Annotated in this window: 10 protein-coding genes; 3 read left to right on the top strand and 7 right to left on the bottom strand. The window is 64.0% G+C overall.

Annotated features, from left to right (window positions below; translation table 11 throughout):
- The first annotated feature begins 5 nt into the window (after positions 1-5).
- The 3 genes from NGR_RS12405 to NGR_RS12395 all read left to right on the top strand — a co-directional run bounded on the left by NGR_RS12405 (position 6) and on the right by NGR_RS12395 (position 3,871).
- Complete coding sequence (locus tag NGR_RS12405; protein WP_012706792.1) at positions 6-809, top strand: SDR family oxidoreductase; 804 nt, start codon at positions 6-8, stop codon at positions 807-809.
- Positions 810-895: 86 nt separating this feature from the next.
- Positions 896-2,515 carry an LTA synthase family protein gene (locus NGR_RS12400; RefSeq protein ID WP_012706791.1) on the top strand — a complete coding sequence of 540 codons (1,620 nt, stop codon included), beginning with the start codon at positions 896-898 and terminating at the stop codon, positions 2,513-2,515.
- 24 nt (positions 2,516-2,539) lie between these two features.
- Positions 2,540-3,871: a capsule biosynthesis protein gene (locus NGR_RS12395; protein ID WP_012706790.1), complete on the top strand. Its 1,332-nt coding sequence runs from the start codon at positions 2,540-2,542 to the stop codon at positions 3,869-3,871.
- Here NGR_RS12395 and NGR_RS12390 read toward each other — a convergent pair.
- From NGR_RS12390 to NGR_RS12360, 7 genes are all read right to left on the bottom strand, one after another.
- Positions 3,841-4,854 (bottom strand): KpsF/GutQ family sugar-phosphate isomerase, encoded by a 1,014-nt coding sequence (locus NGR_RS12390; protein ID WP_193377891.1) that lies wholly within the window; start codon positions 4,852-4,854, stop codon positions 3,841-3,843. The genes NGR_RS12395 and NGR_RS12390 overlap by 31 nt on opposite strands.
- A 307-nt stretch (positions 4,855-5,161) precedes the next feature.
- The gene (locus NGR_RS12385; protein WP_012706788.1) at positions 5,162-5,371 is read right to left on the bottom strand and encodes a hypothetical protein; all 210 of its coding nucleotides are present in this window, start codon (positions 5,369-5,371) and stop codon (positions 5,162-5,164) included.
- Positions 5,372-5,877: 506 nt separating this feature from the next.
- Positions 5,878-8,415, bottom strand: a complete 2,538-nt coding sequence (secD, locus tag NGR_RS12380) for a protein translocase subunit SecD (protein WP_012706786.1) — start codon at positions 8,413-8,415, stop codon at positions 5,878-5,880.
- Between the two features lie 102 nt (positions 8,416-8,517).
- Positions 8,518-8,925 carry a hypothetical protein gene (locus tag NGR_RS12375; RefSeq protein WP_012706785.1) on the bottom strand — a complete coding sequence of 136 codons (408 nt, stop codon included), beginning with the start codon at positions 8,923-8,925 and terminating at the stop codon, positions 8,518-8,520.
- A 160-nt stretch (positions 8,926-9,085) separates the two neighbouring features.
- A complete protein-coding gene (locus NGR_RS12370; protein WP_012706784.1) occupies positions 9,086-10,699 on the bottom strand; it encodes a 5-guanidino-2-oxopentanoate decarboxylase in 1,614 nt (537 codons plus the stop codon).
- Positions 10,696-11,886 (bottom strand): pyridoxal phosphate-dependent aminotransferase, encoded by a 1,191-nt coding sequence (locus NGR_RS12365; RefSeq protein WP_012706783.1) that lies wholly within the window; start codon positions 11,884-11,886, stop codon positions 10,696-10,698. The genes NGR_RS12370 and NGR_RS12365 overlap by 4 nt, the downstream gene beginning before the upstream one ends.
- Before the next feature lie 34 nt (positions 11,887-11,920).
- Positions 11,921-12,535, bottom strand: a complete 615-nt coding sequence (locus tag NGR_RS12360; protein ID WP_164924162.1) for a TetR family transcriptional regulator C-terminal domain-containing protein — start codon at positions 12,533-12,535, stop codon at positions 11,921-11,923.
- Positions 12,536-12,684 lie beyond the last annotated feature (149 nt).

Below are 12,684 nucleotides of genomic sequence, written 5' to 3'. Positions count from 1 at the left end.
ACCGCATGACCCATGTGATCATCACCGGCGGCTCGAGCGGCATCGGCCTGGCACTCGCGTCCCTCTATGCAAGCCGCGGCGCTCGGCTGTCACTGATTGCGCGCTCGCGCGATCTCCTGGAACTGGCGGCGCAGACGCTTGTCTCCAAATACGGCGCGCGGCAAGGCGATATCCATATCGAAGCCGCCGATGTCGCGAACGAGGCAAAAATCGGCCCGGCGATCGGCCGCTGCATCGAGGCGCTGGGCCCCTGCGATATTCTCGTGACGTCCGCAGGCATTGTCGAACCGGCGCCGTTCCTCGATGCGTCGAGCGCCGCCTTCCGTCGTCAGATGGAAACGAACTTCTCCGGTACCGTGCACGCGGTGCGCGCCGTCTACCCGGACATGGTGCAGCGGCGCAGCGGGCATATCGTGATGATTTCCTCGGGTAGCGGACTTATCGGCATATACGGCTACACGGCCTATTGCGCGTCGAAATTCGCCCTGCGCGGCTTTGCCGAAGCGCTGCGCAGCGAAGCGCGCTGCCACGGCGTCGGCGTATCGGTGGGCTATCCGCCGGATACCGAAACGCCGCAATTCGAGCGGGAAATCGCAGAGCGCCCGCGCGAGGCAAGCGTGGTGATGGGCGTCGTCCGCCCCTGGAGCGCCGAGGCCGTTGCCCGGAAAATCGTCGACGGCATCGATAGGAAACGCTTCGAGATCTATTTCGGCCTTACGCTTTTCCTGCTCGGCCGCTTCGGCCCGGCGGTTCGGCCGCTCATCAACTGGTGGTTCGACCGGGCGATCGAGCGCAGCCGGGGACGGTGACGGTGGAACTCCCCGTCGCGCGCGCTTGTGCCGGTGGACGTTAGCCTCTAAGTGGATGACGGCCTGCTGCCGAGGCGGTTTCGGCGGTGAAATTGCTCAAAGGTATCGGCTTGGCGCTTCTTCCCATCCAGTTGCACGACTATCCGGCACCGTTGACGCTCGGCTGCTATCTGCTGTCCTGCGGCGTGATCTTCTTCACCGATCGATTTGCCTTGCCGGCCCGCGAGCGCCGAAGGAACGCGTCTCCCCATGGCCGTAATCAGGACATCATCGACGTCCTTGCCAGGCTGCCGGTGATAGCGCTCGTCTTCGCCGGCTTTTTCGCAATCTCCTGGCGACCGCTTTACGCGGCTGCCGGGGTCATGAGCTTCTTCATCATCTTCACCGGCATTTCCCGTGCGAAGTTCAAGTTCATCCGCGAGCCACTGGTCTTCTCCGACATCGCCCTCGTCGCCGACGTGTTCAAATACAAGTCGATCTTCTACGCGACGTCGCTGAACATCGTGTTCTGGATCGTCGCCGTCCTCTACGTCTTCGGCGTCTCGGGCCTCTACATGTATTTCGAGCCGACGGTGCTGCCGGCACGCGACAAGATGTTTTGGATTCTGGTGATGATCGGGATCGCCGCAGGACCCTGGCTCTCGCTGTTCTACGGTCCGGTCAACCGCCCCACCGCCGCCCTCGTGCAGCGTCTGATGGGGAAGAAGGTCAACGTCAAGATGAGCACGGTGCGCTTCGGCACCTTCGGCTCGGTCGTCTTCCATTTCATCGTCTGGCTGGGGGTCAAGCGCGAGAAGATCGTCGCCGAACTCTCCGAACGCCTGCGCGCCGCCGTCCATGAGCTGATCGGCCACGAGGACGCGCCGCTGATCGTCGTCTGGCAATCGGAATCCTTCATCGACATGCGGCATTTCGGCGTGGACACGATCAAGCTGCCGGCGATCGACAGGCTGCGCCAGCAGGCGGTGCAATGGGGCCGGCTGAGCAACGTCTTCGAAGGCGGCTACACGCTGCGCACCGAATTCGCCGTCCTGAGCGGCCTGGTGCCGGACGATATCCATGTCGATGCGAGCTATCCCTATCTTCGCGCCTCCCACTATGCCGATGTCGTCTGGCCGGGAAAGTTGAAGCGGGCCGGCTGGCGCACCCATTTCATTCATCCTTATGACCGGACCTTCTTCCTGCGCCACAAGGCGATGCCGGTGTTGGGCTTCGACACGCTGACCATGCTCGACGCCTTCGACCATGATCCGTCCCAAGATGGTCTCTACGTCTCCGACGCCGTGTTGACCGCCAGAGTTCTGGAAGAGACGCAGAAGCTCCCCGACGACGAAAGCGGGCTCTTTTTCGTGGCCTCGATGGCCAATCACGGTCCTTGGGAGCCGGGCCGCGTTGAAGCGCTCACCAATCCGGTCGAGATCTACCTGGCGATCCTTCAGCAATCGGATGCCGCACTGAAGAAACTGGTCGACGGCCTGGACAGATTGGATCGCCCCGTTTGGCTCGTCTTCTACGGTGATCATGCTCCGCTCCTCAAATCCTTTGCCGACCCTTTTCCCGATCCGCGCACGGATTATTTCATCGTCCCGCTTGCCAAGGCGCGCCCGGCAAATCAGCGTCCCAAACCACCGCAGGACGAGGACCCGTGGAATCTTCTGCGTGCCCTGCTCAAGCACGCCAATCTGCACAAGGACGCGCTGCAATAGCGGCGACCGCGGGGAATTTTGAGCATGACGGCAGGCACGACGATCCAGCAGCGGCCACGGCGGACTTTCCTGTTCCTGCAGGGCCCCTCCTCGCCGATTTTCGCCAAGATCGCCACGCGGCTCGAGGCATTCGGCCACATCTGCCTGCGCATCAATCTCAACGCGGGCGACCAGATCTTCTGGCGACGGGGCGGCGCGCACAACTATCGTGGCACGATCGACGATTGGGCGGCTTGTGTGGAGGCATTCCTGCGCCGCCATTCCGTCAGCGACCTCGTCCTTCTCGGCGAGGAACGCCCCTACCACCAGGCGGCCATCGCTGCAGCGCGCCGGGTCGGAGCTGAGGTCTTCGTCGTCGAAATGGGCTATCTGAGGCCCGACTGGCTGACACTCGAGCGCGGCGGCATGTCGTCCAACTCGCATTTTCCTGCCGATCCCCAGCAGATCCTCAGCGCGGCGGCCGGGCTGCCGGAGCCGGACTGGCAGCGGCAACACACGCAGACCTTCCTTGCCGAAGCGGCCTATGACCTCCTTTACAATCTGCCGAATGTCTTCCTCTGGTTTCTTTTCCCCGGTTATCGCCGCCACGCGATCTTTCATCCGCTGGCGGAATATGCCGGCTGGGTAAGGCGCCTGGTTGTGAGCAAGCGCCAGCGAAGAGCGGCAGACAGGCTGATCGGCTCGCTCACCTCGGCAAGCGAGCCCTATTTCGTCTACCCGCTGCAGCTCGAGACCGACTTCCAATTGCGGGCACACTCTCCCTTCAACAGCCAGAAAGAGGCGATTGCGGATATCCTCGCCTCCTTCGCGCGCCATGCACCGGCCACCAGCAAGCTCGCCATCAAGGTGCACCCGCTCGACAACAGCCTGATCCCCTGGCGCAGGATCATCGCCCAGCAATCGGCGGCGCTCGGAATCAGCGAGCGGGTCATCTATCTCGACGGTGGAAATCTGGATCTGCTGACGGAGAAGAGCGCCGGCATGGTGACGGTCAACTCGACCGCCGGGCTGCACGCCTTGAAACAGGGCAGACCGGTCAAAATTCTCGGCAGGGCCGTTTTCGACATCGCGGGGCTGACGGACCAGCAACCGCTCGATGCCTTCTGGGTGGCGCCCCGGCTACCGGATGCGGAACTGAGCGCGGCGATGTTCCGGCTGATGGCGGCGTCGATCCAGGTTCGCGGCAACTTCTATTCCGTTGCCGGCACCGATGCCGGAGCAGAAGCGATCGCCGAGCGGCTGCACCGCAACACCGTCAACAAACCAGGTGCATTCATCAACCCGCCGCCGCGACAAAAACCGGAAAAGAGGGCGGCGGCTTCCAGTCAGGCAACGCCGGCGCGCAAGAGATCGTGAATATGGAGGATGCCCTCAGGCATCCCTGTTTCGTCGACGAGGAACAGCACGGTAACCTTGTGCTCCTGCATGAATTCCATGGCGGCGCTCGCCAGCACGTCTGCCTGGATCACCTTCGGGTGACACGACATCACCTCTTCGACCGGCTGGCCAAGCAGGTCTCCGGCCATGTGCCGGCGCAAATCGCCGTCGGTGATCACCCCGACCAGCACGCCGCCTTCATCGACGATGCCGACGACGCCGAAACCTTTCGCCGACATTTCGATGACGGCTTCGCTCATCGGCCGGCCGACGACGAGTAGCGGCATCTGATCCGCCACATGCGCCAGCTCGTGCACGAGGCGCAACTGCGCGCCGAGCTTGCCGCCCGGGTGGAAAGTCTTGAAATCCTCCGCGGAAAAACCGCGCCGTTCCAGAAGCGCGATTGCCAGCGCATCGCCGACGGCGAGCTGCAGCATGGCCGAAGTCGTCGGCGCCAACCCGTGCGGACAGGCCTCGGGCACCTTTGGAAGCACGAGGGCGATCTCGGAATTGCGGGCCAGGATGCTGTCGCGGTTCGACGAGATCGATACGATCGGCACCTTGAAGCGCTTGGCATAGGTGAGCATGTTGGCGAGCTCCGCCGTCTCTCCCGACCAGGACAACAGGATGAGAACGTCATCGGAAGTGACCATGCCGAGGTCGCCGTGGCTGGCCTCGGTCGGGTGGACGAAATAGGCGGAGGTGCCGGTGGAGGCCAGGGTCGCGGCGATCTTCCGGCCGATATGCCCGCTCTTGCCGACGCCGGAAACGACGACGCGGCCATGCCCGTCGCCGACCAGTTCGACCGCCTCGACGAGGCTCTGCGCAAAACTTTCGTCCGTCGCCAGGTGCTCGGCCAGTGCCTTGATGCCGTTGCTCGCCGTCGTCAGCGTCCGGCCGATAGAGTCCAGAATGGCGCTGGGGGAATGCCCCTCACCCTTCACATGTCGCAAGCCCATCATCAATCCCGGGTTCTAAGGTCACCGCCAGCCGCCATCTCCAGCCGCTGCGCGCAGAAACATAGAAGCCAGATAGGCCCTTTTTTTCCGCAAACCAAGCCTTTCCAAGCGGCGTTTCGGCCAAAACCAGCCAATTTTCGCAGCGTTTACCTCAGCGGATGCGATTGTCCACAAGTATCCGGCGGCAGAATGCTTCGTCGGCCGGCCTCATCAAGCCAGGAAACGCGCCAGACCGCATCGCGCCTTGCACGGAAGCTGTGGCTTACTTTCGCTATTGGGAAATCGTGGCGGCCGCGGACGGCGCAAGAAATCACGCCGCCGCGCCAACCTCGTGCCTGGGCGGCGCACCCTTGCCGGCAAGCAGGTGCCGTATGGCTGCGCGCGCCTCATCGGCGGAGCCGAAACGCTGCGCGTCGAGATCCCAGACGTGATACTTGACGGCCAGAAACTTCAACCGGTCCTGATCCGGGACGACGACGCCGACGGCTTCTCCGCCATATTCGATAACTTGCTTGCTCATGCGAATAACGCTCCTCCACGCCTGAGGCGCGGATCCTTCAATTCTCGGCAAAAGGTAAATTCGGTAAGTTCAGACGGTCACATTCGGCAAAGTTTGCGAATGCGACCTTTCACCGTTGCACGACAAAGGGAACGAGAGCCGCAGAAGGCGGCGGTCGAGACGGTTCTGGACATGTCACTCTCCTTCGGCTGGGCAGGGCACATGGCGCCGCGGCGGTTCATGAACAATGCGAAGCGGAGTCCTTCCGCGTCGCCGTTTGCAAACTAGAATAATCTACCAATTTGGTCAATTACAAAAACGAGAAGAAGAAAAATAATTCTCCTCTGCTCATTCTCGCCTACCGCGCAGACATTCCGTTACGATCCCCTGCAGGGACGCCTTCCTATCTAGGGAGCGCCGAATCGACCTGCAAGCGACGATTCGCATAAAGGCAGCACTTTCAGACAAAAAAGGGGCAGCCAGGCGCGGCTGCCCCTTGGTTAGCTCCGGATTGCAGTTGGTGACGCTCAGACCGCCGGCGTGCCCGGCTGCTGCGCGCTGGAGCGGCCGGCCTCGCGATCCTTCCACCAACGGCTGAGGAACAGGAGGATCGGTCCGCCGATGTAGATCGACGAGGTCGTCGCGACGATGACGCCGAAGATCATCGGCCAGGCGAAGCTGCGCACCGCCTCGCCGCCCCAGATGGCCATCGGCACCAGTGAAAGCGCCGTCGCCATGGAGGTGAAGATGCATCGCGCGATCACCTGGTTGATGCTCATGTCGATGAGGTCGGAGAACGGCATCGACTTGTACTTGCGCAGGTTCTCGCGCATGCGGTCGTAGACCACCACCTTGTCGTTCACCGAGTAGCCGATCATCGTCAGCAGAGCGGCGATCGCCGTCAGGTTGAAGTCGATGCCCGTCAGCGCAAAGAAGCCGACGGTCTTGGTGATATCGAGCAACAGCACCGCGATCGCGCCGACGGCGAAGTGCCATTCGAAGCGGAACCAGATGTAGAGCAGGATCGCCACCATCGCGAGGCCGACAGCGAGGAAGCCCGAACGGGCCAGCTCGCCGCTGACCGTCGGACCGACGACCTCCGTACGCTCCATGCTGGCGCCGGGGATGGCGGTCGTCACCGCATCCTTGATGCGGTTCAGCGCCGCCGTCTGCTCCTGCTCGCCGCCCGGCTGGCGCTGGACGCGAACCAGTACCGACTGGCCGCCGCCGAAGTCCTGCAGCGCCACCTCGCCGAGATTGAGCTCTTCGAGACTGTGGCGCAGCGTCGGCAGGTCGATCTTGTCCTTCGATACCGCCTCGACCTGGATACCGCCGATGAAGTCGATGCCGTAGTTGAGGCCGGGCGTGAAGAACAGGATGACCGAGCTGATCGACAGGAAGGCCGAAAAGCCGATCGCCTGGAAGCGCCGCTTCATGAAGGAGAAGGTCGGCAGATGCGGGACGCGCCCAAAGAGCGACGGGATCTCCAGCTTCTTCATCTTGCGGCGCACGACGACCTCGCGCATCAGCAGGCGCACGACCGTCACTGAAGTGAACATCGAGATGATGATGCCGAGCATCATCGTGACCGCGAAGCCGCGGACCGGACCGCTGCCCAGCCAGAAGAGGAGTATCGTGCCGGCAAGCGTGGTGACGTTGGAATCGAGGATGGTCGCATAGGCCTTGTTGAAGCCGACATCGAGCGCCTTCATCGCACCAGCGCCCGCTTCCGTCTCTTCGCGGATACGCGCGTTGATGAGGATGTTGGCGTCGACCGCCATGCCGATGCCGAGGATGATACCGGCGATGCCCGGCAAGGTCAGCGTCGAACCGATCAGGCCGAGAACGCCGATCGTCATGATGGTGTGGAGCACCAGGCCGACATTGGCGATCATGCCCCAGGCACCGTAAAGGACCACCATCAGCGTCACGACGAGGCCGAAACCGGCGAGACCGGTATAGAGACCCATGCGGATCGAGTCGCTGCCGAGGTTCGGACCGACGGAGCGCTCTTCGATGATGGTGAGCGGCGCCGGCAAGGCTCCGGAGCGCAGCAGCGCCGAGAGGACCGTTGCCTCCTCGACGGTGAAGTTGCCGCTGATTTGGCCGCGGCCGCCGAGGATCGGCTCGTTGATGACCGGAGCGGTCAGGACCTTGCCGTCGAGGACGATGGCAAAGGGACGGCCGACGTTTTCGCGGGTGATATCGGCGAACTGGCGGGCGCCGAGCGAGTCGAAGGCGAAATCCACCACCGGCTGGTTGGTGCGCTGGTCGAAGCCGACCTTGGCATCCTCGAGGCGTTCGCCGGAAATCGCGACGCGGCTTTCGACCGGATATTTGTTGCCGTCATCGGCGCCCGGCAGGATATCGACGCCGCGCGGAGCCGGCTGCGTGATGTCGACGGTCTGGTCGAGCATGTGGAAGCTCATCTGCGCGGTCGAACCGAGCAGCTCGCGCAGACGCGTCGGATCCTGGAGCCCCGGCAGCTGGACGAGAATGCGGTTCGAACCGATGCGCTGGATCAGTGGCTCGGCGACGCCGACCTGGTCGACGCGGTTGCGGATGATTTCAAGGCTCTGCTCGACCGCCTTGGTCATACGGTCGGCAAGGCCTGCCTCCGTCATGGCGAGCGTGATGACGTCGCCATTCGTCGCCACATCGACCTCGGCAGCGGAGCCGCCGAAACCGGCCGTGCCGCCGACGGGAGCCGCCAGCTCCTGCAGCTTCGGCAGCACCTTTTCGCGGTCCGCCGGATCCGGGACGCTTACCGTCACGCTGTTGCCGCTGATGCGCGCCGAAGAGGCCGAGACGCGCTCGCCGCGCAGGACGCGCCGGGTGTCGTCGAGAAGCGAGTTGAGGCGAGCCTTCTGCAGCCCGGCCCCGTCGACCTCGAGCACGAGGTGCGAACCGCCGCGAAGGTCGAGGCCGAGGGTGACCGGCTTGAAGGGAAGGACGGAAGCGAATTGCTCCCGCATGGCCGGCGTCAACACGCTCGGCACGGCCGCGAGGCATCCGAAGATAATGATCGCGACATAGGCGAGAACCGCCCATCTGGATGTACGCATGTGGAAATTCCAAAAACGCCTGAACGCGCCGTTCTGGCACTGCTCGGGCTGGGTTTCATCGAGGCCGGAGATGGACGCTCCGCCGAATTCTCAACCGCAACTCTAGACCGCGGGCGGTCCGCGGATCCGCTCGCTATCGTGACGGGAGCCGACTGCGACTTCGGTGCGCGTGAAGAAGAGGGGGCGAATGTCCTCATAAATCGGCAAGGTCGCCGCTTCGGCCGCGAGGATCGCAACAGGATCGCCACCAAGCGTCGACTTTCCGTCGGGCCGCTCGCCGACGATGCGCAATTCCGGCAAGGCGACGGCGCGGGAAACCTGGCGCGCGGCGGGGCGATCGGGTGATCCGCCGTCGGGTGCGGAGACATTGCCGCCCTGCGCACCCACACGGCTCGAAACGCTCTGCCCGACGGTGATGACCTGCATGGCAAAGGAAGCACAGAACAGCCACAGCACGGCAAGGAGCCGGCTGGCCTGCATGTTTCTGCTGCCACCACCCAGGAGGTCCATCGAGGACGCGGTCCCTTTCTCTCGGCGCCTTCAACGCTCACGAGACGTAAAATTCAGCCCGATCCGATAATCCTAGTCAAAGAACATGGCCGGATTCGAGCAGGCGCCCTTAACACCATTCCAGGGCGCAAAAGTCAAATGTGCGCTGGCCTGACGCTCGTCAGCCGCCGACACCGGCGGTTTTCTCCTGGTGGATCTCGATCAGCGACGGACCCGACCGCGAGGCGGCATCGGCCAGCGCACGCGGCAGGTCCCCGATCTTCGCCAACCGCTCGGCCGGGACGCCATAGGCCCCGGCGGTCAACAGGAAATCCGGCGCCGAGGGCTTCACGCCTTCCGGCGTGACGCCGGCCTCGACCATGTGGGATTCGATCTCCCGGTATCCGTCATTGTTCCAGACGAGGAAGATCACCCTCGCTCCGGCGTCGACCGCAGAGCCGATCTCGGCCAGCGAAAACTGGAAGCCGCCGTCGCCGACAAGGCAGACGACCGGCCTCGCGCGGTCGGCAACCGCCGCGCCCACCGCCGCCGGAGGGGCATAGCCGAGCGAACCATAGCCGGTGGCGGAGTTGAACCAGGCGCGCTGCCGCGGCGCATCGCAGTAGAGGTTGCCGGCATAGACGGCCTGGGTCGAATCGCCGACGATCGTGCAGTCGGGTAGCGCCTTGTAGATCAGGTCGATGATACCGACTTCGGCGCGCATCTTCGGCGTCAATTCCTTCAGTGCCGCCTTGCGCGTCGCATCCGCCCGCGATGCGCCGTCCCTGGCCGCCGTATGGCCGGGCAGGAAACCCAGAATGCCCGCCGTCGCGGCCCTTGCCCCCGAAAGAACCGACAGCGCCGCCTGCGGCCCGCGTGCCAATTGGGCGGCATCGATATCGGTGCGGATTAGGTTGCGGAGCATGGGAAAGCCGCCATCGGCATAAAGGTCGTAGTCGGTCTGGCCCATCTCCGTGCCGAGCGCCAGCACGAGATCGGCGTCGCGCAGCAAGGCGCGGACCGCCTTGAGGCTCGGGCTTGCCGGAACGCGCAGGGGATGACCGGCCAGCATGCCGCGGGCATTGACGGTCGTGACCACCGGCGCGCCGATCTGCTCGGCAAGCCCGCGCACTTCGGCCTCCGCCGTCAGCGCGCCGCCACCGCAGAGAATGACGGGGCGCGAGGCTTCCGCGCAGAGGATCGCCGCTCTCTGCAAGGTTTCGCCGTCGGAGCGCGGCCGGGTCGCCGCCGCCGGCTTTGTCCCCCTGCTTTCGATCCGCTCGGCCATCACATCGGTCGGAATCTCGATATGCACCGGCCCTGGTCGGCCGGAAAGCAGCACCGCAAAGGCGCGGTCGACGACCAGCGGCAGGTCGGCCGGATTGATCAGCGTGTGCGAATAGAGGGCCAGGGTCTTCATCATTCCCTGCTGGTCCGGCAATTCGTGCAGCAGGCCGCGGCCGTGCCCCAGCGAGTCGCGCCGGTTGACGCCGGAAATGACCAGCATCGGGATCGAATCCTGCCGCGCCTGCGCCATTGCCGTGATCGTGTTGGTGAGACCCGGCCCGGTGATGACCAGTGCCACGCCCGGCTTGCCGCTGACGCGCGCATAGCCGTCGGCCATGAAGCCGGCGCCCTGCTCGTGGCGCGGCGTGACGTGGCGGATCTTCGACGCTGCCAAGCCGCGATAAAGCTCGACCGTGTGAACGCCTGGAATGCCGAACACCACTTCGACGCCGTTTGCCTCGAGCAGATCGACGAGGACCTCGCCGACTGTCTTCGTTTCGACACTCATGCGCGGCGCTCCTTTCGGCTCGTGTGGCGTTCGGCCAGAGCGGCGATCCGGCGGCATGCCTCGTCGATAAGCTCATCCGCTACGGTGAGGCTGACCCGCAGAAAGTCCCGGGCCTGGCTGCCGAAGGACGAACCCGGCATCACCGCCACGCCTTCCTCTTCGAGCAGCGCCCAGGCGAAGGCCTCGCCCGAGAGACCCGTTCCGGCAACGTCGATCAACGCGAACATACCGGCCTCCGGCGGCAGAACCGAGATGCCCGGCGTCCGGGCGAGAGCGACCGCGATCCGGCCGGCGCGTCGCTTGTAAGCCTCACGCATCTGGCTTGCCGTGTCGATCTCATGCGACAGAGCGTAGGCGGTCATGTCGGCGATGAATGGCTGCTGGCCGAAGAGCATCGTTTCCGAAACCGGCAGGAGACGTTCCGTGAACTCCGCCGGCCCGACGGCCCAGCCGCTGCGGAAGCCGGGAGCGGCGTGCGACTTCGAGATGGACGAGACCACCACGGTGCGCTCGGCGAGATCCGGCTTGTCGAAGGGCGATGCAAAGACGGCTTCGAAGACCAGTTCCTCGTAGACCTCGTCGCAGACGATCCAGAGATCATGACGGCGCGCGATGTCGCCGATTGCCGCGATTTCCGCCGCCGTCAGCACCGCACCGGTCGGGTTGTGCGGGGTGTTCAACAGAAGGACGCGGCAGTCCGGCGTGAGTGCCCGTTCCAGGTCTTCCGCTTGCATGTGAAAGCCATGGTGCGGCTTCAACGGCACGAGCACGGGATGGGCGCCGGTCGAACGGATGACACCTTCGTACGTGGCATAGAGCGGATCGCCGACAAGCACGCCGTCGCCTGCCTCAGCCAGCCCCAGCATCACGGCGAAAAGCCCGGTCTGGGTGCCGGGAAAGCAAAGAATGTTCTCGGCCGTCACATCGGCGCGGCGGCGACGGTATTTGTCCGCAAGCGCGGCGACGAGGGCTGGCTCGCCGCGGCCGTTCGAATAGCGATAGCGCCCGGCATACATGGCGCGCTGGCACTCGTCGAGAAGGGCGCGGTCGGGCGGCAAGTCCGGCTCGCCGATGGTGAGTTCGATGAGATCGGTACCGCTTGCCTTCAACTGCCGCGCCCTGATGTGCAACGACCACTTTCCGGAGCCAAGATCCGCCAGGCGCGAGGTGATCGACGCATAACGCATGGTGTTTTCTCCCGTCTCTTATTGTTCTTTTCGCCTATTCTTCCATCGGCAGGCCGAGCAGCGCCTCGACGGACGCCATGGCAATGCTCACCAGTTCGCCATCACGGAAAAGATCACCGGCAAGGCAGCCTTCCACCCAAAGCCCGTCGACAAGGCCGTTGATCGCAATCGCATAGCGACGGCATTCCTCCGGACCGGCCGGCCTGCCCTTCGCCGCCAGGAAATCGCTCAGCAGGTCCTGCAGGGCGTTGCGAAAGGCGAGATAGCCGTCGCGGTGGATTTCGGCGAGCACCGGATCGACCCGCACCTGGCTGATGAAGGCGGCCCAGAGCGAGACGCTTCGGCTGTCGGCCACGGGTTCGGTCAGGTTGATGGCAATGAAGTCCTTGAGGCGCGTTGTCGGATCGCCCTCGACATTCTTCGCCTTTTCGGTCAGCGAGGCGATGACGGCGCGATAGGCTTCCGCCACCATCTGGTCCTTCGAATCGAAATAGTGGCGAACGAGCCCGGCGGTGACGCCGGCACGAACGGCGATCTGCCGGACCGTCGCGCCCTTCAGGCCGAATTCCGATATGCAATCAAGCGTCGCTTCGATCAGTTCCTGGCGGCGCTCGCCTTCCGGAGCACGGTGGAAGCTACGGCGGTTCATGGCCGCCACCGGAAACAAGAGCCGTTCCGGTAGATCGTGATTGTCGGTGAACCGGTCGGGCTCATGACGTGCTCCACTGTAGGGACGGCATTTGGGCGAGGTCCGCAAAAAATCAGCGGCACAGTTATTATACACTTGAATAATAGCGG

The organism is Sinorhizobium fredii NGR234 (genome assembly GCF_000018545.1).
GTDB lineage: Bacteria > Pseudomonadota > Alphaproteobacteria > Rhizobiales > Rhizobiaceae > Sinorhizobium > Sinorhizobium fredii_A.
The sequence above is the reverse complement of the archived record's forward strand: the minus strand, read 5'-3'. Positions and strand labels throughout refer to the sequence as shown.

Coding starts and splice junctions, on each gene's coding strand:
- NGR_RS12405 (WP_012706792.1), top strand. CDS start 6: ATGACCCATGTGATCATCACCGGCGGCTCGAGCGGCATCGGCCTGGCA.
- NGR_RS12395 (WP_012706790.1), top strand. CDS start 2,540: ATGACGGCAGGCACGACGATCCAGCAGCGGCCACGGCGGACTTTCCTG.
- NGR_RS12390 (WP_193377891.1), bottom strand. CDS start 4,854: ATGATGGGCTTGCGACATGTGAAGGGTGAGGGGCATTCCCCCAGCGCC.
- NGR_RS12385 (WP_012706788.1), bottom strand. CDS start 5,371: ATGAGCAAGCAAGTTATCGAATATGGCGGAGAAGCCGTCGGCGTCGTC.
- secD (WP_012706786.1), bottom strand. CDS start 8,415: ATGCGTACATCCAGATGGGCGGTTCTCGCCTATGTCGCGATCATTATC.
- NGR_RS12375 (WP_012706785.1), bottom strand. CDS start 8,925: ATGGACCTCCTGGGTGGTGGCAGCAGAAACATGCAGGCCAGCCGGCTC.
- NGR_RS12370 (WP_012706784.1), bottom strand. CDS start 10,699: ATGAGTGTCGAAACGAAGACAGTCGGCGAGGTCCTCGTCGATCTGCTC.
- NGR_RS12365 (WP_012706783.1), bottom strand. CDS start 11,886: ATGCGTTATGCGTCGATCACCTCGCGCCTGGCGGATCTTGGCTCCGGA.
- NGR_RS12360 (WP_164924162.1), bottom strand. CDS start 12,535: ATGAACCGCCGTAGCTTCCACCGTGCTCCGGAAGGCGAGCGCCGCCAG.